The 22,998-nt window shown below is 65.0% G+C and carries 21 protein-coding genes and 1 pseudogene; 17 read left to right on the forward strand and 5 right to left on the reverse strand.

What is annotated here, in order from left to right; genetic code table 11:
* Positions 1 to 44 precede the first annotated feature (44 nt).
* Positions 45 to 2,345, reverse strand: a complete 2,301-nt coding sequence (locus tag WT24_RS23710; RefSeq protein WP_059792055.1) for an Orn/Lys/Arg decarboxylase N-terminal domain-containing protein — start codon at positions 2,343 to 2,345, stop codon at positions 45 to 47.
* A gap of 506 nt (positions 2,346 to 2,851) precedes the next feature.
* Here WT24_RS23710 and WT24_RS23715 point away from each other — a divergent pair.
* Complete coding sequence (locus WT24_RS23715; protein WP_060036028.1) at positions 2,852 to 5,032, forward strand: ornithine decarboxylase; 2,181 nt, start codon at positions 2,852 to 2,854, stop codon at positions 5,030 to 5,032.
* A gap of 115 nt (positions 5,033 to 5,147) precedes the next feature.
* Here the strand turns inward: WT24_RS23715 and WT24_RS23720 are convergent, their stop codons facing one another.
* The 3 genes from WT24_RS23720 to WT24_RS23730 form a co-directional block, all read right to left on the reverse strand.
* On the reverse strand, positions 5,148 to 6,305 hold the full coding sequence (locus WT24_RS23720) for an iron-containing alcohol dehydrogenase (RefSeq protein ID WP_060036029.1): 1,158 nt from the start codon (positions 6,303 to 6,305) through the stop codon (positions 5,148 to 5,150).
* A complete protein-coding gene (locus tag WT24_RS23725; protein WP_059500888.1) occupies positions 6,302 to 6,637 on the reverse strand; it encodes a putative quinol monooxygenase in 336 nt (111 codons plus the stop codon). The genes WT24_RS23720 and WT24_RS23725 overlap by 4 nt, the downstream gene beginning before the upstream one ends.
* Before the next feature lie 243 nt (positions 6,638 to 6,880).
* Positions 6,881 to 7,600 carry an SDR family oxidoreductase gene (locus tag WT24_RS23730; RefSeq protein ID WP_060036030.1) on the reverse strand — a complete coding sequence of 240 codons (720 nt, stop codon included), beginning with the start codon at positions 7,598 to 7,600 and terminating at the stop codon, positions 6,881 to 6,883.
* 134 nt (positions 7,601 to 7,734) lie between these two features.
* Between WT24_RS23730 and WT24_RS23735 the strand changes: the two are divergent.
* The 3 genes and pseudogenes from WT24_RS23735 (at position 7,735) to WT24_RS23745 (ending at position 10,936) form a co-directional block, all read left to right on the forward strand.
* Positions 7,735 to 8,648: pseudogene (locus WT24_RS23735) on the forward strand (LysR family transcriptional regulator).
* Positions 8,649 to 8,878: 230 nt separating this feature from the next.
* Complete coding sequence (locus WT24_RS23740; RefSeq protein ID WP_059500831.1) at positions 8,879 to 10,267, forward strand: nucleobase:cation symporter-2 family protein; 1,389 nt, start codon at positions 8,879 to 8,881, stop codon at positions 10,265 to 10,267.
* Positions 10,268 to 10,510: 243 nt separating this feature from the next.
* Positions 10,511 to 10,936: an NUDIX hydrolase gene (locus tag WT24_RS23745; protein WP_060036031.1), complete on the forward strand. Its 426-nt coding sequence runs from the start codon at positions 10,511 to 10,513 to the stop codon at positions 10,934 to 10,936.
* Positions 10,937 to 10,995: 59 nt separating this feature from the next.
* Here the strand turns inward: WT24_RS23745 and WT24_RS33530 are convergent, their stop codons facing one another.
* The gene (locus tag WT24_RS33530; protein WP_082725156.1) at positions 10,996 to 11,208 is read right to left on the reverse strand and encodes a hypothetical protein; all 213 of its coding nucleotides are present in this window, start codon (positions 11,206 to 11,208) and stop codon (positions 10,996 to 10,998) included.
* Between the two features lie 996 nt (positions 11,209 to 12,204).
* Here WT24_RS33530 and WT24_RS23750 point away from each other — a divergent pair.
* From WT24_RS23750 to fliE, 13 genes are all read left to right on the forward strand, one after another.
* Positions 12,205 to 13,347, forward strand: coding sequence for a tetratricopeptide repeat protein (locus WT24_RS23750; RefSeq protein WP_060036032.1), 1,143 nt, complete (start codon positions 12,205 to 12,207; stop codon positions 13,345 to 13,347).
* A gap of 368 nt (positions 13,348 to 13,715) precedes the next feature.
* The gene (gene fliQ / locus WT24_RS23755; RefSeq protein ID WP_060036033.1) at positions 13,716 to 13,982 is read left to right on the forward strand and encodes a flagellar biosynthesis protein FliQ; all 267 of its coding nucleotides are present in this window, start codon (positions 13,716 to 13,718) and stop codon (positions 13,980 to 13,982) included.
* 2 nt (positions 13,983 to 13,984) lie between these two features.
* Complete coding sequence (locus WT24_RS23760; RefSeq protein ID WP_060036034.1) at positions 13,985 to 14,746, forward strand: flagellar biosynthetic protein FliR; 762 nt, start codon at positions 13,985 to 13,987, stop codon at positions 14,744 to 14,746.
* Entirely contained in the window at positions 14,739 to 15,806 is a 1,068-nt protein-coding gene (locus WT24_RS23765; protein WP_082742277.1) for a flagellar biosynthesis protein FlhB, read from the forward strand. The genes WT24_RS23760 and WT24_RS23765 overlap by 8 nt, the downstream gene beginning before the upstream one ends.
* Entirely contained in the window at positions 15,803 to 17,866 is a 2,064-nt protein-coding gene (locus WT24_RS23770) for a flagellar biosynthesis protein FlhA (protein ID WP_060036035.1), read from the forward strand. Before WT24_RS23765 ends, WT24_RS23770 begins: the two co-directional genes overlap by 4 nt.
* Before the next feature lie 47 nt (positions 17,867 to 17,913).
* Entirely contained in the window at positions 17,914 to 18,618 is a 705-nt protein-coding gene (locus tag WT24_RS23775) for a flagellar hook-basal body protein (RefSeq protein WP_257127550.1), read from the forward strand.
* Positions 18,619 to 18,620: 2 nt separating this feature from the next.
* Entirely contained in the window at positions 18,621 to 19,394 is a 774-nt protein-coding gene (locus WT24_RS23780) for a flagellar hook-basal body protein (protein ID WP_060036037.1), read from the forward strand.
* Complete coding sequence (locus WT24_RS23785) at positions 19,391 to 20,161, forward strand: hypothetical protein (RefSeq protein ID WP_156440231.1); 771 nt, start codon at positions 19,391 to 19,393, stop codon at positions 20,159 to 20,161. The genes WT24_RS23780 and WT24_RS23785 overlap by 4 nt, the downstream gene beginning before the upstream one ends.
* 1 nt (position 20,162) lies before the next feature.
* Positions 20,163 to 20,753, forward strand: a complete 591-nt coding sequence (locus WT24_RS23790) for a flagellar basal body L-ring protein FlgH (RefSeq protein WP_060036039.1) — start codon at positions 20,163 to 20,165, stop codon at positions 20,751 to 20,753.
* On the forward strand, positions 20,747 to 21,868 hold the full coding sequence (locus WT24_RS23795) for a flagellar basal body P-ring protein FlgI (protein ID WP_060036040.1): 1,122 nt from the start codon (positions 20,747 to 20,749) through the stop codon (positions 21,866 to 21,868). Before WT24_RS23790 ends, WT24_RS23795 begins: the two co-directional genes overlap by 7 nt.
* 12 nt (positions 21,869 to 21,880) lie before the next feature.
* A complete protein-coding gene (locus WT24_RS23800; protein ID WP_060036041.1) occupies positions 21,881 to 22,246 on the forward strand; it encodes a hypothetical protein in 366 nt (121 codons plus the stop codon).
* 3 nt (positions 22,247 to 22,249) lie between these two features.
* On the forward strand, positions 22,250 to 22,696 hold the full coding sequence (gene flgC / locus WT24_RS23805) for a flagellar basal body rod protein FlgC (protein ID WP_060036042.1): 447 nt from the start codon (positions 22,250 to 22,252) through the stop codon (positions 22,694 to 22,696).
* Positions 22,693 to 22,998, forward strand: a complete 306-nt coding sequence (gene fliE, locus WT24_RS23810; RefSeq protein WP_060036043.1) for a flagellar hook-basal body complex protein FliE — start codon at positions 22,693 to 22,695, stop codon at positions 22,996 to 22,998. The genes flgC and fliE overlap by 4 nt, the downstream gene beginning before the upstream one ends.

A 22,998-nucleotide genomic window follows, 5' to 3' on the forward strand; every position in this document is an offset into this window, starting at 1 on the left:
GTGAGGCCGCCGCGCGGCCGGTCGCTCGTACGCCCGGCCGGGCTTCAGGCCGTCAGGCAATACACGCGGTACGTGCCGTCCTCGACCTCCACGCCGTGCGTGTCGTGCGCGAACCCCGGGAACCGCCGGTCGTACGCTTCGAGCGCCTTCAGGTAGCCGAGCACCGGGCCGCCGGCCGGCCCCGCGTTCTCGCCCGGCATCAGGAGCGGGATACCCGGCGGATACGGCACGACGCCGGTGGCCACCGTGCGCCCGGCCAGCTCGTCGAGCGTCACCTGCTCGATGCGGCCCTGCACGAGATGCTCGTACGCGCGCACCGGGCTCATCTCCGGCTTCGGCAGGATCGAGAACGCCTCCGACATCAGGCGCGTCGTGCCGAGCTGCTCCATCGCCGCGAACATCGTGTCGGCCAGGTCCTTCAACCCCATGCCCGCATAGCGCGATCCATGCGCCTTCGCGAGCGACGGAATCGCCATGTCGAGCGGCAGGTTCGCGTCGTAGTCGCGCTTGAAATCGCACAGCGCGCTGACGAGCGAACCCCACTTGCCCTTCGTGATGCCGATCGAGAACAGGAACAGGATCGTGAAATCGGTCGTCTTCTCGACGACGATGCCGCGCGCATCGAGATACGCGGTGACGACGCTCGCCGGAATGCCGACCGGCATCAGGCCGCCGGCCGGCGCGACGCCCGGCGTGACGATCGACACCTTGATCGGATCGAGCATGCAGTAGCCGTCCTCGATGTTGCCGAAGCCATGCCATTGCGCGCCGGGGCGCAGCACCCAGCACGCCGGGTCGCTCGCGAGCAGTTCGGGCGGCGCGTCGTGGAACGGCAGTGTGCGGCCCGTGCGCGCCTCCAGCACGGTGTCGGGCTGCCAGCATTCGAAGAACCAGTCGCCCTTCGCGCCGAATTCGCCGTTCATTCGCGCGATCATCTGCCGGAACGCGACGGCCTCCTCGATCGACTCGCGCGTCAGCGCGGCGCCGCCGGGGCCGTCCATCATCGCGGCCGCGACGTCGTTCGACGCGATGATCGCGTAGTTCGGCGACGTCGACGCGTGCATCATGAACGTTTCGTTGAACTGGCCATGCGGGATCGGGCTGCGGCCGTCGCGCACGTGGATGTACGACGCCTGCGACAGTGCGGTCAGCAGCTTGTGCGTCGACTGCGTCGCGAACACCGTGGGCCGGTCCGCATGATGGTCGCGCGGGTCGCCGTGCATCGCATGGCGGTCGCGGTAGATCGGATTGAACCGCGCGTAGCCGTACCACGCCTCGTCGAAGTGCAGCCGGTCGACGCTCGCGCCGAGCAGCTCCTCGACACGCGTCACGTTGTAGCAGAGGCCGTCGTACGTCGAGTTCGTGACGATCGCGTGCTTCGGCTGGCGATCCGCCAGCCCCGCTGCGAGCGGGTTCGACGCGATCGCCTCGCGGATGGCCGCCTGCGTGAGGCGCTCCGCGGCGATCGGCCCGATGATCCCGTAGCGGTTACGCGTCGGCACGAGGTACGTCGGGATCGCACCCGACATCGTCATCGCGTGCTCGGCCGACTTGTGGCAGTTGCGATCGCACAGCGCGATCTGGTCGCGGCTCACGCTCGCCATCAGGATGATGCGGTTCGACGTCGACGAGCCGTTCGTCACGTGATACGTGCGATGCGCACCGAACACGCGTGCCGCGTAGCGCTCGCTTTCGCCGATCGGGCCCGAGTGGTCGAGCAGTGAGCCGAGTTCGCCCACCGAGATCGACAGGTCCGAGCGGAACAGCGATTCGCCGAAGTATTCGAAGAACGCGCGGCCGACCGGCGATTTCAGGAAGCCGGTGCCGCCGGTGTGGCCGGGTGTATGCCACGAGTATTCGTAGACGCGCGAGAACTTCGCGAGCGCGCCGAACATCGGCGGCAGGACGGTCGAGCGATAGCGTTCGATCGACGCGTGAATGCGCCCGCCGATGAAGTCGGCCGTATCCTCGAGCAGCCACACGAAATCGTCGACCTTGCCCATCACCGCGGCCGGTACCGACGACGCGACGCTGCGGTCGGCTAGCAGGAAGATCGGCACGCTGCCGTTGCGATGCCGGATCGCGTCGACCACGGCCTCGGACGGCCCGTGGCCGTCCACGCCGAGATCCCAGTCGAGCAGCACGCACTGGATCGACGGATCGGAGCGGATCAGCACGATGGCGTCGTCGGCGGACGTGGCCGTCAACACGTCGATACCGCGTTGCACGAGCTCCGCGCTCAGCGTGCGGACCGCGCGCCCGGTTGCGGTTTCCTGCGCGATTTCGTCGTCGACCAGTAGCGCACGCATGCCGAGACGACGAATGCCGCCGACGGATGTATTCATGGTATTGCCCTCGCTGTTGCGTTGCTTCGATTGGTATCGTTCGTCTCACGAGCACGCGGACAGCAGGCCACGGGCAGCGGCATGAGACGCTCGCAATTCCGGCTTGATTCGCCATCCAATTCGGAGCCGACTATGCCATAGATGCTTTTCTCTGAAAAGCTGACGATTCGGTAAAACCATCGGCGCCTTTCAAATCGGATTTCATCGTTGGATCATTTTTATGTGCGCCGCAGCATGCCAATTCCGGATTGTTTGATCATGCTCATGCCGCAATGACATTGCCGATTCGGTTCGATTGAATTCGCGGGATTTTGTTGCTACGATCGGCTGCGCCGGACACGGCCCGATCGCGGCGGTGCCGCGCCGCGCAAGGCTTCTGATGCAGTGCGCATTCGGCATTCAGCATTCGCGGGACCGTTTCGATCGGCTGCAGCGCGTGTCGGGCCCGGATTGCGCGCCGATGTGAATGCGGCTCCCGTTTCCAGGTCATTTACCGGAGAGTTCGCGTGAGCCTGTTGAAAATCGCAGTCGAGCCGGCGCTGATCGGCGCCTTCCTCACCACGCACGAACAGGTCGACGTATTTCAGACCGATTTCACGAATATCGCGGCAATCGTCGTTGGAATCGATTCCGCGGAAAAGGTGCTGAAAACCGTCGAAAGAACCGGTTTCGCGATTCCGTTCTTCGTCGCGGTCGAGCCCGACCAGGAAGTGCCGCCGTCGGTCCTGCCGCGCGCGAGCGGCGTGATCCAGCTTCGGCACGGCGGCCGCCATTACTACGGCCGGCAGATTTCCGCCGCCGCCGACATCTACAGCGAGAACCTGCTGCCCCCGTTCTTCAAGGTCATGCGCGAATACGTGCAGCGCGGCTACGTCGAATTCGACTGCCCGGGCCACCAGGGCGGCCAGTTCTTTTCGAATCATCCGCTCGGCCGGATGTTCTTCGATTTCTTCGGCGAAACGCTGTTTCGCGCGGACCTCTGCAACGCGGACGTCCGGCTCGGCGACCTGTTGATCCACGAAGGGCCCGCGCTGGAAGCGCAGCGCAACGCCGCACGCATCTACAACGCGGACAAGACCTACTTCGTGCTGAACGGCACGTCGACGTCGAACAAGGTCGTCACGAGCGCGCTGCTCGCGCCCGACGATCTCGTGCTGTTCGACCGCAACAACCACAAGTCGGTGCACCTCGGCGCGCTCGTGCTGTCCGGCGCGCGTCCGGTCTATCTGGAGACCGCGCGCAATGCGTGGGGCCTCATCGGCGGCGTCGACAGCGCGGCGCTCGGCGAGGCGCGCATTCGCGACGCGATCCGCGACGTCGCGCCCGAGCGCGCCGACCTGCCGCGCCCGTTCCGGCTCGCGGTGATCCAGCTCGGCACCTACGACGGCACGATCTACAACGCACGCGAAATCGTCGACCGGATCGGCCATCTGTGCGACTACATCCTGTTCGATTCGGCGTGGGTCGGCTACGAGCAGTTCATCCCGATGATGCAGAATTGCTCGCCGCTGATGCTGACGCTCGGCCCCGACGATCCCGGCATCTTCGTCACGCAGTCGGTGCACAAGCAGCAGGCCGGCTTCTCGCAGACGTCGCAGATCCACAAGAAGGACAGCCACATCGAAGGCCAGAAGCGCTTCTGCGATCATCGGCGCTTCAACAACGCGTACATGATCCACGCGTCGACGAGCCCGTTCTACCCGATGTTCGCGGCGCTCGACGTCAACGCGCAGATGCACGCGGGCCCGGCCGGCAAGCGCCTGTGGCGCGACTGCGTCGCACATGGCGTCGATGCGCGCAAGCTGCTGCTGAAAACCTGCCGCCAGATCCGCCCGTTCGTCCCGCAGCAGATCGACGGCCGCCCGTGGGCCGATTACCCGACCGAGCAGATCGTCGACGACCTGCGCTTCTTCCGCTTCCATCCGGCCGACACGTGGCACGGCTTCGAAGGCTATGCGGACGACCAGTATTTCGTCGATCCGTGCAAGCTGCTGCTGACCATGCCCGGCATCGATCGCGATACGCATGAATACGCGCCGTTCGGCGCACCGGCGCCGATTCTCGCGCGCTATCTGCGCGAGCACGGCGTCGTGCCCGAGAAAGCCGACCTGTACACGATCCTGTTCCTGCTCACGCCGTCGGAGAGTTTCGGCAAGCTGCAGCATCTGGTCGCGCACCTCGCGCAGTTCGAGCGCCATCTCGATCAGGACACGCCGCTGCGCGAAGCGATTCCATCGCTGTGCGAAGCATATCCGGAGCTGTACGGCACCATGCGCCTGCGGCAGCTGTGCCAGCGCATGCACGATTTCTACCGCAGCCACGACATGAAGCATCTGCAGAAGCAGATGTTCCGGCGCGCGCAGTTCCCGAAGCAGGCGATGCTGCCGCAGGCCGCGAATGCCGAGCTGATCCGCAACAACGTCGAACTCGTCACGCTCGACCGCATCGCGGGCCGGATCGCGACCGAAGGCGCGCTGCCCTATCCGCCCGGTATCTTCTGCGTGGTGCCGGGTGAAGTGTGGGGCGGCCCGGCGCTCGACTACTTCCGCGCGCTCGAAGCCGGGATCAACGCGCTGCCGGGCTTCGAGCCGGAAATCCAGGGCGTGTACCTGCAGACGAAGCCGGACGGCACCCGGCAGGCCTCGGCGTACGTGGTCGCGGCCGGCGCGGACGCGGCGCGCCTGTAAGGACGGTGGGCGGCTGCGGGCGCGTCGGCATGCGCATGCGTTACAGCACGGCCCGCACGGCAGGCCGCGTGCGCATCGTGACCCGTGACGGCCAACGCCGTGCGCGCGCCGCCCCTCACCACGCCTGCCGGTAAATCTGCAGCGCGTCGGCCTCGGTCACCTCGCGCGGATTGTTCACGAGCAGGCGTGTCTGCAGCATCGCGTCCGACGCCATCCTCGGCAGATCGGCCTCGCCGATGCCGACCTCGCGCAGCGTGCGCGGAATGCCCGTCGCGACGATCAGCCCGTCGATCTCGGCGATCAGCGCATGCGTTTTCGCTTCATCGCTACCCGTGGCCGACGGCGCGACGATGGCCGCCAGTTCCGCATATAGCGGCGCGGCGGCCGGCGCGTTGAAGCGCAGCACGTGCGGCAGCACGAGCGCATTCGACAGCCCGTGCGGCACATGAAAGATGCCGCCGACCGGATAGGCCAGCGCATGCACGGCCGCGACCGGCGCATTCGCGAACGCCTGCCCCGCGAACATCGCGCCGACCAGCATCGCTTCGCGCGCGTGCCGGTTCTGCCCGTCGTCGCATGCGGCAAGCAGGTTGCGCGACAGCAGCGTCAGCGCGTGCGTGGCCAGCATGTCGGATACCGGATTCTTCAGCCGCGCGGACGTGTACGCCTCGATCGCATGCACCATCGCGTCGATGCCGGTGGCGGCCGTCGCCGCACGCGGCAGGCCGAGCGTGAGTTCCGCGTCGAGGATCGCGACGTCCGCGAACAGATGCGGCGATACGACGCCCATCTTGCGCGCCTCGCCGACCGTGACGATCGACACGGCCGTGACCTCGGAGCCTGTGCCGGCCGTGGTCGGCATCTGCACGAGCGGCAGCCGCGCGCCGGCGACCTTGTCGACGCCGTACATGTCGGCCAGCGCCTGCTGCCCCGGCGCGAGCACCGCGATCAGCTTCGCGACGTCCATCGACGAGCCGCCGCCCAGGCCGAGCACGATCTCGGCATCGGCCGCGACGGCCCGCTCGGTCGCTTCGAGCACCACGTGCTCGGGCGGATCGGCGATCACGTCGTCGATCACGGTGACCTGCCAGCCGTGCGCGGCGAGGCTCTCCAGCGCGGGCGCGAGCACGCCGCTGCGATGCAGGAACGCGTCGGTGACCACGCACAACCGCGCGAGCGCCGGAAAGCGTTCGCGCAACAGCGCGCCGAGCCGGCGCGCGGCGCCGAATTCGACGATCTGCGTCGGAACGGTACGGAATTGAAACGGGTTCATCGGGTGCCTCCCGGTGGCGTCGCCGTGCCGGTGTCCGGCTGCACCATGTAGCGGATCACGTCGCGACGATCGAGCAACGGAATGATCGCGCCGACGCCGATCCGCTGGAAATGCGGCGTTTCCCGATGCGCATCGAGGCCGTCCGCATCGCGGTAGCGCTCGAGGATCACGATGTGGTCGGGGTTCTCCGGCGACCGGAAGTACGCGTAGTCGAGATTCTTCGGCTCGGCCCGCGTGGCCGGCGCGAGCTCCGCGAGCAGTTCGACCACGCGGTCGCCGTTGCCGGGCTTCGCGAAGTAATGCGCGATCACCTGCAGATAGGGTTCGTTCATGCTGCGCTCCAGGTTCGACACAAGGCCGTCACGACGGGAGCGCACACCATCCGCCATGAACCGGACGGATTCAAACGCGATGAGGCGGCACCGTATCGCTGACGCGTCGTCGCATTGTATTGAATCGGCACGGCCTTCGCAGCGCCGCGGCCGGGCCGCGAACATCGGGCCCGATCCCGCACGGCACGCTCACGGCAAGCCAGAGCCCGGCCGGCCGCCGCGAGCTTTGGGCCACCATCCTGCTCACCACGGCACCGTCCGCCCCAGATAGTCGAGGTACTCGAGCCCGGGCCGCGCCCGCTTCGCCAGCAGCACGTCGACGAGGCTCGGCACGCTCTCGTCGATGGTCAGGCGCGCGTCGGGGCCGCCGAGTTCGGTGCGGACCCAGCCGGGCGCCATCAGCGCCAGCGCGCGGCGCGTATCGGCCTGACGCACCGCGAAGCTGCGCATGAACTGGTTCAGCGCGGCCTTGCTGCCGCGGTACACCTCGCGCATGCCGGTAACGTTGTTCGCGACGCTGCCCTGTCCCGACGACATCGCGCCGATCAGCCCGTCGTCGGTCACGAGATCCTGCAGCGTCTCGATCACCCGCATCGGCGCCAGCGCATTCGTGATCATCACGCGCACGAATTCGTCGGTCGTCACTTCGCCGATCGTTTCATTCGGATCGTTGGTCGTGCCGGCATTCACGAACAGCATGTCGAAGCGCCGGCCCGACAGGCGCTCGCGCAGTGCGGCCAATTGCGCGGGCTCGCAGATGTCGAGCGTGCTGATCTCGACCCGGCCGTCGAACCGGTCGGCCAGGTCGTGCAGCTTCGTGCGCCCCGATCCTTCGCGCACGGTGCCCGTCACGTGCCAGCCCTTGTTCAGGAATGCCTCCGCCATCGCCAGCCCGAGGCCGCGCGACGCTGCAACGAGCAGGATCGCGGGAGCGTTTCGTCGATTCGATTCGGTCGATTGCATGGTGTTTCGCCTTTGCCCTGTTTCGTGACGCACCCACTATAGGCGCACACTGCGACAGGCGCCAGACGCATCGAATGCAATCCATCGTTGCATCGAACGCCATGCCAAACCCCGCAGTGGCGTATCCTGTTCGCATGGAAGACATCGACCTGAACCTCGTCACCGCACTCGACGCGCTGCTGTCGGAGAGCAGCGTGACCGGCGCCGCGCGCCGGCTGGGCCTGAGCACGTCGGCGATGAGCCGCACGCTCACGCGGCTGCGCATCGCGACCGCCGACCAACTGCTCGTGCGCGCGGGGCGCAAGCTCGTGCCGACGCCGCACGCCGCCGCGTTGCGCGACCGCGTGCATGCCGTCGCGAGCGACGCGCGCGCGGTGCTGCGTCCGGCGACCGCCGACGTCGACTTCGCCACGTCGCCGCCCTGGCCGACGTCGCGCCGCGCGTGCGTATTCGCTTCGTCCCGAAACTCGACCGCGATCCGCAAGCGTTGCGCGACGGCACCGTCGACCTCGAAATCGGCAAGCGCGGCGACGACGCACCCGAACTGCACACGCGCATGCTCTTTCACGACTGGCACGTCGCGGTGGCGCGCGCCGGCCATCCGCTGTTCGCGTCGGCCCGGATCACGCCCGCGCGCTATGCAGCCTGCCGTCACGTCGTTTCGGCCCAGTTCGGCGATTTCGGCGGACCGACCGACGACTCGACCGGCGCGATCGCCCCTGGCCCCGCCGTGCACGTCGTCGTGCCGAGCTATCCGGACGCGATGCGTGTCGCAGCCGGCACCGACCTGATCGCGCTGGTGCCGCACTCGAGCCTCGGCAACGCGTGCTCGCCGGGACTCATCGAAGCCCTCGGGCTGCGCAGTTTCGAGATCCCGGTCCGGCTGCCGGCGATCCTCGTGTCCGCGCTGTGGCATCCGCGCATGCACGGCGACCCCGTACATCGCCGCCTGCGCGACACGGTCATCGCCGTCTGCCAGCGCGCGTATCCCAATTCCCGCCCGCCACGCACAGCGGCGCGCGGCAACGAAGCACGCGCCGCTGGCTGACGTTCCGCGGCCCGAGCCGGCCGCCGCCGTCGAGGTGCAGGATTGCGCCATTCGCGAAGCGGTTGCTCGACAGGACCGCGATCGCCTGGCAGCGATGCGCCGATCGCCGGGTGCCGAACCGGCCCTTTTCCACGTTCCGCCGAATCCCCACTATTGCGGCACGGCCGGGCGGCGCCGGCGGGCCCTTCGGCTAAAATGCCGCACTTTCCACCTTGTCCGGCCCGCTCGCCATGCAACCCGCCTCCTCCGCCCAATCCGCCTCCCATGGCGCCGACGCCGCAGAAGCGGCCCGCGACCTCGTGTACGGCCCGAACGACCGGCCGGCGCCGATGGTCGCCTTCGTTGCCGCGCTGCAGCACCTGCTGGCGATCATCGTGCCGATCGTCACGCCGGGCCTGCTGATCTGCCAGGCGCTCGGCGTGTCCAGCCGCGATACGACCCTGATCGTGTCGATGTCGCTGGTGATTTCCGGCATTGCCACCTTCGTCCAGTGCAAGCGCTTCGGCCCGCTCGGCGCCGGCCTGCTGATCGTCCAGGGCACCAGCTTCAATTTCGTCGGCCCGCTGATCGCCGGCGGCAGCCTGATGGTCAAGCAGGGCACGCCGGTCGAGACCGTGATGGCCGCGATCTTCGGCGTCGTGATCGCCGGGTCGTTCGTCGAGATGGGCGTGTCGCGCATCCTGCCTTTCGTGAAGCGCCTGATCACCCCGCTCGTCACCGGCATCGTCGTGCTGCTGATCGGCCTCACGCTGATCAAGGTCGGCCTCATCAGCATGGGCGGCGGCTACGGCGCGATGGCCAAGGGCACGTTCGCGAGCGCGGAGAACCTCACGCTGTCGGGCCTCGTGCTCGGCACGATCATCCTGCTGAACCGCGTGCCGATCGTCTGGGTGCGCAGCACCGCGCTCGTCATCGCGCTCGCGATCGGCTATTTCGCGGCTGCGTTCCTCGGCCGCCTCGACTTCACCGGCATGCACCAGGCCGCGCTGTTCCAGGTGCCGACGCCGCTGCACTTCGGCATCGGCTTCTCATGGGCGCTGTTCGTACCGATGCTGATCATCTACCTCGTCACGTCGCTCGAAGCGATCGGCGACGTGACGGCCACCAGCAAGATCTCGAACGAGCCGGTCGAAGGGCCGGTGTGGATGCAGCGCATCAAGGGCGGCGTGCTCGTCAACGGTGCGAACTCGCTGCTGGCCGGCGTGTTCAATACGTTCCCGAGCTCGGTATTCGCGCAGAACAACGGCGTGATCCAGATCACCGGCGTCGCGAGCCGTCACGTCGGTATCTGGATCGCGGGCATGCTGGTGGTGCTCGGCCTGTTCCCGGTCGTCGCCGGCGTGCTGCAGGCCGTGCCCGAGCCCGTGCTCGGCGGTGCGGCGATGGTGATGTTCGGTGCGGTGGCCGCGTCCGGCATCAACATCCTCGCGGGCGTCCATCTCGATCGCCGCGCGCTGCTGATCATCGCGGTGTCGCTTGCGCTCGGCCTCGGCGTGTCGCAGGTGCCGGACATCCTGAACAGCCTGCCGCATGCACTGAAGAACGTGCTGGAATCGGGCGTCGCGACGGGCGGCATCTGCGCGCTCGTGATGAACTGGTTCCTGCCGGCAAAGAAGTAAAGGCAATCGCGGTGCGAACCGCATGACGACGTGCCGGGCGCGATGGGGCATGATGGGGCGTGATGGGCCGCGCCGGTCGTCGTGCCAAAGCCGAACGGCATCAGGGGGCCGGCGCACGGCCCTGCCGCCGGCCTTGCGCTTTCGGCGTGTCACGCGACGGCCGGCCACGCATCGGCGACCGTCAATCGTCAAACCCGGTCAGGCTGCCTTGGCCGATCGAGTCGCGCTGGTTAGAATCACGACATGCCCCAGATCCTCGCGCCCGACAACGCCCCCGAAACGACTGCCGCCCCGATCAAGGAACGCGCGACCGTCGTCTGCTATCGCGACGAGCGCGTGTTGCTCGTCACGCGCGCGGCATCGCGCTGGGCGCTTCCAGGCGGCACGATCAAGCGCGGGGAGACGCCGCTCGAAGCCGCGCATCGTGAGTTATGCGAAGAAACCGGCATGACCGGACAGGATCTGACGTACTCGATGCAGTTCACCGGGCTCGCGAAGATCCATCACGTGTTCTTTGCGGAAGTCGCGCCGGACCAGACGCCGCAAGCGAACAACGAGATCGAGAAATGCAAGTGGTTTCCGATCGACGGTGTCGACCGTCTGCGCGCGAGTATTCCGACGAAGCGAATCGTCGAACTCGTCTACAACCACGAAATCCGCACGACGTAACGCATCCCGAGCAGTCGGCCGGCTCGAGTCGATTGTCGTGATCGGAGGTGAGCGAAGGTTCAGTACGAGCGCTTTCTTCGCAGTTCGTGCGTGGAATAGACGACGAGGAAGATACCCAGCATCGTGACGCCGGACGCCAGAAAGTCGTTTGCGCTTCCCGCACCGTGCAGCGCCGCCGGGAAAATACCGAGACTCAATCCCGTGCCAGCAAGAAGCAATCCTGCTGCCACGCCCCAGATCGGTCCGGCGGTCTTGTCGGTCTTATTTTTCATACGGCAACTCGTCTATACAGTCATGGCCTGATCGGTATCGGCAAGAAAGCGTCGCGTCTACCTTCAGTCATTCCACTATAGCCGGGAAATAATTCTCATACTTCTAGTGCTTTTCCCCATCAAGTTTGCGCGGTCGCGACCGTTGCGCGGGGTCGTGCGCGACGCGAGCGTGCGCAGGCCGAATCGGGGGTAACGGAATGGCGGAAGGCGGCAGACTGCAGGTTCCGTCCAGGAAGCCGTGCCAGGTTTGACTCCCATCGTTACGGACCGCCTCCTACCCACGATCGTACCCATACGTCGCATTTCGCCAGTTCCCGTCTCATCGGCAGGCCGTTGAAGAGCGCTATGCCTATCTCAGCAATTCGAGCAGCAAGGCAAACCAGGCGACCAGTTCCATGTTGCCCTGAGCACAAGCCGTCAGATGCGTCGCGTCTCGGCGAATGGAGAAAATGTAATCCGTCTGCGTTCCAGATGGGCTTCACCGCATTCTCGTGATGGGCCGCCATGGCCGTCGCGCGACTGCCGCTTTCACCGAACCTGTTGCCGAGTACGATCACGACTCCTCCACTGCCGCCGCCGGCCATCGAACGTTCGAGCACGACCCGCAACCGGTTCTGCGGGTCGATCCTCCGTCGGTCGTACGCCCACATCAGGGCTACAGCGAGCCACCGCAGGATCGCCAACGCTCCCGTGACGTGTGGTGGTCCCTACCCCACTAAACCGATTTCAATGGTGCTTGCAATTTCTTGGCCTTCGCGACTCTTTTTCGGCGCACCGCCTCAACATGAAATTCAAGGGCTCCGGCTTTCCGGCGTGCCATTGCACCATCGATTTCGGTTTCATTCCGCACTGACTGTCCAATTTGCTACACTACTGTAAAATACACTGCTCCTCAAAAATTTCGAAAGCGATCGATTCCAAGCAATTAACTCTCAACGATCGATACTCCAGAGCAATTGTCACATCATTCGTCCATTCTAGAAGGATTTCAGATTTATGGCCGTCGATCTGCAGGCGTTTCAATCCCTACAAGCCCGTCTCGATCGCCTCCTGACTTTCCTGGACGAGGATTCAGAAAACCTTTCTCTGCTTGCCGATACAGCGACTGCCGCAGCCGACGCCCACCAGTTTCAGCTTTGCAATGAATTGCTGACGCGTTACGAAGCAATTCAGCCTCTCCCGCCATCGCTCGTCAATATGAGGGGCTTGTCAGCCATGTCCGAAGGTCGGTTTGAAGCCGCATTGGCCGATTTCCGCACTCTCGTTGAACACGACGCGAATCCGGTCCTTTACTACAATTTTGCGTATGCGAGCGCCATGTCCGGTTCCTTCGCGCCTGCAGCGGACCTTGCGCCCGCCTGCCTCGACGCGGTCCCGGAGGCGGCTGCCCTGAAGTTGCGGGGCCTTCATTACCTGGGCCGCTTCGACGAAGCCACTCGGATGGGGTCGTTGATGGATCAGGCCGTCCCGCCCCCGGGCTTTGTAGGCGCTTACGCGTCGCTTTTGTTCGATCTGGGTGATCTGGAAAATGCACAACGCCATGCAGCGCGTGCGCCGGATTCTCCCGACAGTCTAGTGATCCTCGGATTGGCGGAACTCGAGGCGGGCAATATCGAACGTGCAACCGAACTGCTCGAACGAGCGACCGAAAGCAACCCGCTGGAAGCACGCGCCACGCTCGGGCGCGGTCTGTGCCTGCTCGCGCAAGAGCGATTCCCGAACGCGGCGGCGATGCTCGATCACGCCGCGGAACGACTCGGGAGCCATGCCGGCTCCTGGCTTGCGGCCGGCTGGGCCTGGCTCTTCGCCGGCAATCTGGCGACGGCAGCCGAACGCTTTCAACAAGCGGCAGTGCTTGATCGAGGATTTGCCGAAGCCCATGGTTCGCTCGCGGTGGCCCTGCAGCTTCAAGAGCGCCGGGACGATTCGCGCCGTCACGCCGATATTGCGCTGCGCCTCGATCCGCAATCGCTGTCCGGCACGCTGGCGAAGACCTTGGAACTTGAGGCGACGAACCATGCCGAATCTGCGAATACCCTCAAGGAAGCGGTGCTGAATCGTCCCCTTGGATCGACCGGCCGGACGCTGGCGCAGTCGCTGACAGCATTCGGCCTTAAGCGCACGCACAATCGATCATAACCCACGTACCCCACCACGACTTCTCCCCCGATCGCCACTGCAGAGTTGCGTGACGGGGAGCCATGGCTCGATCGTGACGATTGCAATCCACGTAGTTTCATCAGCAGACAGTCATTCGATCGCGCCGCCCGCAATATAACTTCCCGCACACCGCATTGAACCCCCGCCAGAAATAATACGTCGCCAGCGCCATGATTTAGCAATATTTATTAACTAAAAACCACCCTCCCAATGCCAGAGATTGACAACTTTCAGTTGATTTTCATCATCGATTAACTCCTTTCAATATCGTTGACATCATTACGATTGCAATTCAACATAGCAAAATAATCGTAATAAACAGTAACATCCCCCGGGGAAACGAGAGAATGTCTAGCGACAATGCCCTGGGCCTTATGGCTCAGCTAATGTGGACAAGTTTACTTGTCGCGGGTCCCATTCTCCTCGCCGCTCTGATAACGGGTCTCGTCATCAGCCTGTTTCAAGTCGTCACACAACTTCAGGAAATGAGTCTTTCCTATGTGCCGAAACTGGTTGTCGTCGGTTTCGTCATTGTCCTGCTCGGTTCCTGGATGTTGGCCCGACTGACCGGCTTTACCCAATCTCTCTTTAATCTCATTCCGACACTGGGCTAACCATGATCGCCAGTCCGAGTATCGGATGGGCTGCGGCGACGCTGTTGCTTTCGTTGCGCGTGGGCCCGGTGTTGACGCTTGCCCCACCCTTCTCGCAGATGGTGACGCCGATGCGGGTTAAAGTTGCCGCGACACTGACGTTGTCCGCCTGCCTCGCATCGACCGTCCCGTATCAGGGGCCAGTCGACGCCGGCATGATTCCCGTTGCCGCATGGGAGGGCCTGCTCGGGCTTGCGATCGCCTTTGCATTCCAGGCCAGTTTCGCGGCTCTGTCGTTCGTCGGACGCGTTCTGGATGTTCAGGCCGGCTATGGCCTGGCGATGGTCATCGATCCGGGCTCGCGTAGCCAGGCGCCGTTGCTCGGTTCCATCCTTACCATGACGGCGGGCGTCATTTTCTTCGCGTCCAACGGGCATCGCGATCTCCTCGCCCTGCTTTTCGCGCTCACGCAATCGTTTCCGCCTGCGTCTGTCCACATCATCGGCGACCCCGCATCGTTCACGTCGTACTTCGGCTCGCTGACTGCCATCGCGCTGGGCGCGACCGCCGCCGTCATGCTGACGCTGTTCCTGACGGATCTTGTGATTGCGTTCCTGGCCCGTGCGCTCCCGCAGATGAATGCATTGATGCTGGGCTTCCAGGTCAAGGCGTTCGTCACGCTTGCCGCAATGGCGTTGGCAGTTGGCACGCTCGCACCGGTCGCGTTGCGGCTCGTGCGGCTCGCGCTCGACTTCGTTCCGACCACGTTCCGACACTATGGCTGAACAAGACGAGAACCGGTCCGAAGCCGCCACTGCCTACCGTCTCGAGCAGGCGCGCAAGAAGGGCATGACGCCCAAGAGTCAGGAGCTCGGCATGCTGGCCAGCCTCAGCGCCTGTGCGGCCTACTTGTGGACCGATGGCACACACCTCGCGTCAGCCATCGCTACCCGCAGCGTTCGCCTGTTGGCAGAGATTCCTGCCGTCGCACATACGCCCGGCGCGATGACTACGTGGTTGATGACAGCAGTGTTGGACGCCTTTCGCTTGATTGCGCCGATGGCGCTGTTGTCGATGGGTGCTGGGCTGCTGGTCACCGTGCTGCAAACCCGCTTCCTTTTTGCGCCGGCTGCCGTCAAGGCCGACATGTCCAGGCTCAATCCCGTCCAGGGATTCAAACGCATCTTTTCGTTACAGACGCTCCTGGATTCGGCTCGCACTCTGACCAAAATGGCTGTTTACAGCCTGATCGCATGGTTCTGCATCGCGTCCATAATCGAGAGCGTCGCACATACGCCGCTCAATCCGCGTCGCTTGGGCGAGCTGATGCAGACGGTCGGACTGAGCTTCCTCGCGAAGCTGCTGATCGCCGCCGCAGTGTTCGCCGCACTCGACTTCGTGATCGTCCATCGCGTCTTCGCAAAGAAGATGCGCATGAGCCGTCACGAAATCAAACAGGAATACAAACAACGCGAAGGCGATCCGCGGATCAAGAATCAGCGACGCAAGATTCGTCGCGAGCTGACCCAGAATGCGCGCAGCCTTCGCAATGTCCGCGACGCGGATGTCCTGATCACGAATCCGACGCACTATGCGATCGGACTGAAGTACGTGCCGGCGCATATGGCAGCACCCAAGGTGATCGCACGAGGCGCCGGCGATTTTGCGCAACGGCTCAAGAAGGTTGCGTTCGTTTACGGCATTCCTGTCGTCGAATCGCCAGCGCTGGCCCGACGTATTTTTCGTGAAACATGCGTCGATCAGGAAATTTCCGCCGGCTCGTATCGCGACGCCGCCACGGTCTACCTGCGCATTCGCCGCCGCGTTGGCGAGGTCGCCGCATGAACGCGCTCATGTCCCGCTTCGGCCGGCAGCAAGATCTCGCGCTCGTGCTCGCCGTCATGGCGATCCTGCTGATCCTCTTTGCGCCGATCCCGGCCGCCGCTCTGGACCTGCTGATCATCACGAACTTCGCGTTCGCGTTCACGATCCTGCTGCTGACGATCTACGTTGTCCGGCCCGTCGATTTTTCGACCTTCCCGTCGCTGCTGCTGATCGCGACGCTGTTCCGGTTGTCGTTGAACATCGCGGCGACGAGACTCATCCTGTCCGGCGGCGAAGCCGGCCAGGTGATCAGCGCAATCGGCGAATTCGTCGTGCAGGGCAATTTCGTCATCGGCCTGATCATCTTTTTCATCCTGATCGTCGTCCAGTACGTGGTCGTGACGAACGGTGCACAGCGCGTGTCCGAGGTGGCCGCCCGCTTCGTGCTCGACGCGATGCCCGGCCAGCAGATGAGTATCGATGCGGACCTCAACATGGGTCTGATCGACCAGGACGAAGCGCGGGCCCGCAGAAAAGCGCTGGAAAAGGAGGCCGCGTTCTACGGCTCGATGGACGGCGCGAGCAAGTTCGTCAAGGGCGACGCGATCGCCGGCATCATCATCATGCTCATCGATATTCTTGGCGGCTGGGCAGTTGGTGTCGCCCAGATGGGCATGCCGCTCGGTCACGCACTACAGAAGTTCACCTTGCTGACGATCGGCGATGGCATCGTCACGCAGGTACCCGCGCTCGTGATCTCGGTGGCAACCGGGATCATCGTCACACGTTCGGCGTCCGACGGCGAACTGAGCAACGAAGTGTTCCGCCAACTCGCTCAGTTCCCGAAGATCCGCTTTCTCGTGACCGGGGCGCTGATCGGCCTGCTGATCCTGCCGGGCATGCCGAAATGGCCGATCCTGATTCTCGCGCCGGTGGTCTTCTTCGCGTGGTGGTTCGCACGCGGCACGTCGGCCGAAGCAGCTACGGCAATGGCCGGCGCCGACGCTCCGGCCACGCCCGCTGCCGGGAGCGACGGGCAGGCCTTGCCCGTTGCACCTGTTGAAGTCGGCTTCGGCCCGGAACTCGCGCGTGCATGGATTCCACTACAGGGCGTGCTGGCCGAACGGGTTGCCGCGTTTCGTAAGCAGTACGCCGACGAGATGGGTGTCACGATCCCGGCCGTGACATTCCGCGATGCAGCGCAGCTGGGCTCGAACGACTACCGGATCTTGCTGTACGGCAATCGCTTCGGCCAAGCCGCGCTGCATGCAGACAAAACCCTCGCGATCCACCCGAACGGCAAGTCGGGCGACCTGACGGGCATCGCGACGCGCGACCCGGCATTCGGCCTGCCCGCGCTGTGGATCGACGAAGCGCAGGTCTCCCGCGCATCGTCGCTCGGCTATACGGCCGTCGACCCGATGACGGTACTCGTCACGCACGTCACCGAGGTTGTCCGTGCAAACATCTCGACGCTCCTGTCCCGCAGCGATGTCGTCGCGCTGCTCGAAGGCGTCCGCACACGGTCGCCGGGGCTCGTCGAGGAACTTGTACCCAACATCCTATCAGTCGGCGACGTGCAGGCCGTGTTGCAGGGATTGCTGTCCGAGCATGTCCCGATCCGGAACATCGACCAGATCGTCGAGGTGCTGGCCGATGCCGGTCGGCATGAGAAAGATCCGGCATTGCTCGGGGAACGCGTACGTCAGAAGCTCGGACATAGTATCTGCCAGCGTCTGATCGGCGAGAAGGAAGCACTCGCGGTGCTGACGCTCGATCCGATGCTCGAAAACACGATTGCACACAATTTGCAGGGCGCTGACGGTAGCGGTGCATTCGTGCTCGATCCGGGGCTGGCCGAATCGTTCCTCACGCGGCTCGCTGAACAAGTCGACGCGATGCTTCGACAGAATCTCGCCCCCGCGTTGCTGTGCCGGCCCGAGCTGCGCCGGCACCTGAAGATCTTTTCTCGCCGTATCGCCCCTCGGCTCGCCGTTCTGTCGATGAACGAGATCCCGCACGCGATCAATCTGCGTTCGTTCGGGATGGTCGGTCTCGACCGTCACGCTTCCGCGGCATGACCGCCCCGCTTTCATGAACGATACCCGCCCCGCCCATGGATAACCTGATGACAACCGCCGTCGGCCTGATCTCGTCCGAGATGCGCCAGGTCGAAACCGCCGCGCAGAACGTCGCGAATCTCGCGACACCGGGCTACAAGCGGCTGATCACCTTCGCCGATGCGGTTTCGCAGGCCGAGTCGTCCGCGCAAACGGCGGCGCCACGTGCATCCACGCGCGACGTTGCAACCGACTTCACGCCCGGCCGCATGATCCACACCGGCAATCCGCTGGATCTCGCGCTGTCGAGCGGCGGCTTCTTCGCGGTTTCCGCTCCCGATGGCACCGCCTATCTGCGCGGTGGCTCCTTCCGGCTGGACGCCGATGGCCGGCTCGTCACGCGACAAGGCTGGGCGCTGCAAGGCAGTGGCGGCGGCGACATCGTCGTTCGTTCGCAGAACTGGCGCGTCCTCGCCGACGGGACCGTGCTTGACGATGGCCAGCCGGTCGCCGTGATCGGCACGGCGTCGTTCGCCAATCCGAATCAACTGGCCCGCACCAACGACGGGTTGTATCGCGCAAACGGTGCGCGACCGGTCGATCTGGCCGATCCCCGCGTGATGCAGGGCTATCTGGAAACGTCGAACGTATCGAACGCCGACGAAATGATCCGGATGATGGCCGCGATGCGACGCGTCGAGTCCGGGCAGAAGCTCGTTCATGCGTACGACGACATGATGGGCAACGTCCTGCAACGTCTCGGAGACATGTAATCGTGAACAATGTGTTCTACATCGGCGCAACCGGCCTCAACGCGCAACAGACCGCCATCGACGTCACGGCGAACAACATCGCCAACATGACCACGCCCGCGTTCAAGCGCGGCACCGTCGCGTTCTCCGAACTGCTCACCACGGTGCCGGCGCCGCTCGTGCGCGATTACGCGAACGAAACGTCGAGCATCGCGGCCGGCGTCAGCGCGGATCCATCGCTGCACGTCTATACGCAGGGCGAATTGCGGCCGACCAACAATACGCTCGATCTGGCGATTCGCGGCAACGGCTTCATCGAGCTCGCGTCCGATTCCGGCCAGACGCTGCTCTGGCGCGGCGGCACGCTGCGGGTCGGTTCCGACGGCTATCTCGCGACCGCGGACGGCCAGCGCCTGAAGGCTATGATTTCGGTACCGCGCGATGCATCGGCGATCACGATCTCGCAGACCGGTCAGGTTCAGGCGACCGTGTCCGGCCAGGCCGATCCGCTCGACATCGGCGAACTCGAAGTGCTGGTGCCGTCCGACGTGCGCTCGCTCGAATCGGTGGGCGGCGGCGTCTATCGCGCACGGGACGATGCGTCGTCGTTGACGCGCGTTCGCCCGGGCGAGGACAACGCCGGCGTGCTGGTCCAGGGATTCAGCGAGGCATCGAACGTATCGATGTCCGACGAACTCGTCGGCCTGATGCTCTACCAGCGAACCTATGCGGCCAACGCGCGGCTCGTTCAAGTCGGCGACGAGTTGATGTCCATCGCCAACGGGCTCAAGCGATGACGCGCGGTTTTTCCAGTCCGAGCAAGTCGCGCGCACCGTTGGCGGCGCGCGCTCGGCTACTTTGCCTCGGTGCGCTCGTTCCTGTGGCCGTGCTCGGCGCGCCGCCGTCGCCCGACGCAGCGATCCGTTTTCGCGCCACCGTCACCGTCGATCGCCCGACAGTCACGCTGGCGGATGTCGCCGACCTGACCGCCCTGCCTGAGTCCATCGCACCGCGCGCGGCGACCGTTCCGGTGATGTCGCTCGCGCGATCGGCAACCGCCGTTCGCGTGGACGCGCGCCGGCTCGCCGCATCCGCACGCCGCGCGATGCCAATGCTCGGCCCCTGGCTCGCGAACGTGCCGGTCGCCGACGTCGAAATCACACTTCTCCGGACCAACGCCGCTGCCAGCACGGCTTCGCCCTCGTGCGTGAGCGTGCTCGCTGATCTCCCGGTCGACGCCAGCCCGTCAGCCGGCGAGATTCAACCGGCAGGCTGCCCGGGCAACGGCGCCGTACGGGCCTGGCGCTACGACGCGGAATCACATGTAGTGCGGGCGGCCCGCGCCATAACCGCCGGCGAGATCGTGCCGGCGCCCGCCACGTCCCGTCTGGCCACCGTTCATCGTGGCGGACGCGTGTTCGACACCATCCAGGTGGGTGCCGTGACGGTGACGCGCTCTGGCACGGCACTGGCCGACGCCGGGCCACGGCATGCGGCACCGGTACTGACCGGCAATGCGGACATCCAGATCTGGCGGGCGCCGTCGGACGGACGGGGGCACTGACATGCGCCGCGTCCTTTCCTTCATCCACGCGGGCGCACTTGCAGCGTCGCTGCTCGGGACGACCGCCGCACCGGCGGCCGATCTCTATCAAGGCTCGACCTACGAATCGCTAACGGCAGACCGACGCGCGTCGCGGCCGGGCGACATCGTCACGATCCTCATCTACGAGAATTCGAGCGCGAGCAACACCGCAGACACGTCGACGAAGACCGGCTTCGGTGTGCAGGGCAACGTGTCGACGCTGTACGCGGGCAAGAATTCTGCACAGGTCGGTCTTGGCGACAACTACGGCGGCAAAGGCCAGATTCAGCGCACGGGCCGGCTGCTCGCACAGCTGAGCGCCAGCGTCACGGGCGTGACGCCGAGCGGCGACCTCATCGTTGCAGGCACGCAGGACATCGACGTCAACGGTGAAAAAACCCGCATTCGCCTCGAAGGCCGCATCCGGCCGATCGACATCGCCGCGAACAATACGGTGCTGTCGACGCGACTCGCAGACGCGAAGATCGACTACACCGGCGAAGGCTTCATCACCGATCGCTCGCGGCCCGGCCTCATTCCACGCTTCTTCGCATGGCTCGGCCTATGGTAAAGCGCTTCTTCATCCATGCCGCGTGGCTGGTCTGCGCGGTCTCGACCGCCGCTAGCGCGGCCACGGCCGACGTTCGCCTCAAGGATCTCGGCCGCTTCCTCGGCTGGCGCGACAACATGCTGGTCGGATACGGGATCGTCACCGGCCTGTCGGGCTCGGGCGACACCCCACGCAATCAGGCGACCCGCCAGGCGATGACGAACATGCTGTCGCAGTTCGATCTGAATCTGACACAAGATCAACTGCAGAGCCGCAACGTCGCAATGGTCATGATCACGGCGTCGCTGCCGCCAACCTCGGACGTCGGCGACAAGCTCGACGTCAACGTGACGTCGATGGGCGATGCACGCAGCCTGTCCGGCGGCACGCTGATCATGACGCCGCTACGCGGGCCCGACCGCAAGGTCTATGCGCTCGCGCAGGGAGCGGTATCCGTGGGCGGTTATCGCTACGATGCCAACGGCAACCTGCGCATGAAGAATCACCCTACCGCAGGCACCATTCCCGAAGGCGCGACCGTCGAAGTACCGGTCACGGCCGAACTGGTCAACCGCGACGGCTACCTCAGCTTCATCCTGAAGGACGCCGACGCGATCACGGCAGAACGCATTGCATCGCAGATCAACCGCTCGTTCGGCAGCGGGACCGCCCGCTCGACCGATGCGCGCACCGTGCGCATCCGCGCGCCGCTGGACGGCGGCGGACTGAACGGCTACGTCGCGCGCATCGAGTCCCTCGCCGTGGCCCCCGACCAACGCTCGCGCGTCGTGATCAACGAGCGCTCCGGCACGGTCGTCGCGGGTGGCGATACGCACATCGCGCCGATCACGATCTCGCACGGCGACATCAAGGTGACCGTCGCCACGCAGTACAACGCGTCGCAACCGGGCCTCATCGGAATCACGGGCCCAAACGTACGCAGCCTCGTCGTCGGCAACAGCGAGCTCTACGTCGACGAACCGGGCCAGACGGTCGCCGCATCGTTTCCGCAAGGCAGCGTCGGTGATCTCGTCCAGGCGCTCAAGGCCAGCCGGATCAGCACGCGGGATGTGATCGCGATCCTCGAAGCGATCAAGGCCGCCGGCGCGCTGCACGCCGACATCATCGTTCAATAAGGAGAGGGATTCATGTCCATCGATCTCGTCGCGTCGATCGCAACCAAGGCGCTCGACGGGCTGTTCGCGCGACAGGCCGCCACTGCGCAGAACATCGCGAACGCCAATTCGGTCGGCTACGTGCCGGTCCGCGTGACATTCGAAGAGGCACTGCGCGATGCCGCCGAAACCCATGCTGGCGACACCGTCGATACGCGTCTCGCGCGCATCCGGTCGGTCGAACCCTCGTTCGACGCGCCGCTGCCGATCGACGTCAACACGGTCCGTCTCGACGATGAAATCGCGTCCGCGTCCGAAACCTCCGCACGCTACGCGATGCTGATTGGCATGCTCGACCGGACGCTGCAGATCCGCCAACTCGCCATCAAAGGAATGTAAGCGATGGAAAACAGCCTTTTCGCGATCGCGCGCTCGGGGCTCGACGTCGAACGTCAGCGTATGGAAGTCATCGCACAGAATCTCGCCAATGCCGGCACGACCCGCACGTCGGACGGGCAGGCGTACCACCCGTTACGCCTCGTCTCCGGCCCGAGAATCGGCGCAACCTTCGACGATCACCTGCGCAATGGCGATACGTCGCCGACCTTCGGCATGACGGGTGTCCAGAGCTACGGTGTCGAGCGCATCGATGCACCGCCACGGCTCGTCCACGACCCGGCGCATCCGCATGCGGACGCCAACGGCATGGTCGCCTATCCGGGAATCGACCATGCCGGTGAAATGGCGTTGATGGTGCAGACGCTGCGCAGTTACGAAGCCGACACCGTGATCTTCAATGCCGCACGTTCGATGTATATGCGAGCGCTCGAACTCGGGGCCCGCTCATGAGCGCCAATCCGGTCGAATCGATCTCCATGGTGCAGGGCGCCCCGCTGTCGGAAACGGCCGCCATGTCGCCGTTTGCGCAGCAGTCGAGTTTCGCGGACTGGCTCGTCGCGGGCGCGACCCGTGTCGACCAGACCACCAGGCTTGCCGACGACGCCGTCGCCCGCTTCGCGCTCGACGGCGCAGTGCCGCCGCATCAGGTCATGATCGCGCTGGAGGAAGCGCGCATGTCGCTGCAGCTCGCGTTGCAAGTGCGCTCTCGCATCGTCGAGGGATACCAGGAACTGATGCGGATGCAGCTGTAA

This window comes from Burkholderia sp. MSMB1078WGS (assembly GCF_001528895.1).
In the GTDB taxonomy this organism is placed as follows: Bacteria; Pseudomonadota; Gammaproteobacteria; order Burkholderiales; family Burkholderiaceae; genus Burkholderia.

Coding starts and splice junctions, on each gene's coding strand:
- WT24_RS23790 (WP_060036039.1), top strand. CDS start 20,163: ATGCGCCGCGTCCTTTCCTTCATCCACGCGGGCGCACTTGCAGCGTCG.
- WT24_RS23740 (WP_059500831.1), top strand. CDS start 8,879: ATGCAACCCGCCTCCTCCGCCCAATCCGCCTCCCATGGCGCCGACGCC.
- WT24_RS23720 (WP_060036029.1), bottom strand. CDS start 6,305: ATGAACCCGTTTCAATTCCGTACCGTTCCGACGCAGATCGTCGAATTC.
- WT24_RS23775 (WP_257127550.1), top strand. CDS start 17,914: ATGACAACCGCCGTCGGCCTGATCTCGTCCGAGATGCGCCAGGTCGAA.
- WT24_RS23765 (WP_082742277.1), top strand. CDS start 14,739: ATGGCTGAACAAGACGAGAACCGGTCCGAAGCCGCCACTGCCTACCGT.
- WT24_RS23795 (WP_060036040.1), top strand. CDS start 20,747: ATGGTAAAGCGCTTCTTCATCCATGCCGCGTGGCTGGTCTGCGCGGTC.
- WT24_RS23785 (WP_156440231.1), top strand. CDS start 19,391: ATGACGCGCGGTTTTTCCAGTCCGAGCAAGTCGCGCGCACCGTTGGCG.
- WT24_RS23730 (WP_060036030.1), bottom strand. CDS start 7,600: ATGCAATCGACCGAATCGAATCGACGAAACGCTCCCGCGATCCTGCTC.
- WT24_RS23710 (WP_059792055.1), bottom strand. CDS start 2,345: ATGAATACATCCGTCGGCGGCATTCGTCGTCTCGGCATGCGTGCGCTA.
- WT24_RS23800 (WP_060036041.1), top strand. CDS start 21,881: ATGTCCATCGATCTCGTCGCGTCGATCGCAACCAAGGCGCTCGACGGG.
- WT24_RS23770 (WP_060036035.1), top strand. CDS start 15,803: ATGAACGCGCTCATGTCCCGCTTCGGCCGGCAGCAAGATCTCGCGCTC.
- fliQ (WP_060036033.1), top strand. CDS start 13,716: ATGTCTAGCGACAATGCCCTGGGCCTTATGGCTCAGCTAATGTGGACA.
- fliE (WP_060036043.1), top strand. CDS start 22,693: ATGAGCGCCAATCCGGTCGAATCGATCTCCATGGTGCAGGGCGCCCCG.
- WT24_RS23725 (WP_059500888.1), bottom strand. CDS start 6,637: ATGAACGAACCCTATCTGCAGGTGATCGCGCATTACTTCGCGAAGCCC.
- WT24_RS23745 (WP_060036031.1), top strand. CDS start 10,511: ATGCCCCAGATCCTCGCGCCCGACAACGCCCCCGAAACGACTGCCGCC.
- WT24_RS33530 (WP_082725156.1), bottom strand. CDS start 11,208: ATGAAAAATAAGACCGACAAGACCGCCGGACCGATCTGGGGCGTGGCA.
- WT24_RS23750 (WP_060036032.1), top strand. CDS start 12,205: ATGGCCGTCGATCTGCAGGCGTTTCAATCCCTACAAGCCCGTCTCGAT.
- flgC (WP_060036042.1), top strand. CDS start 22,250: ATGGAAAACAGCCTTTTCGCGATCGCGCGCTCGGGGCTCGACGTCGAA.
- WT24_RS23760 (WP_060036034.1), top strand. CDS start 13,985: ATGATCGCCAGTCCGAGTATCGGATGGGCTGCGGCGACGCTGTTGCTT.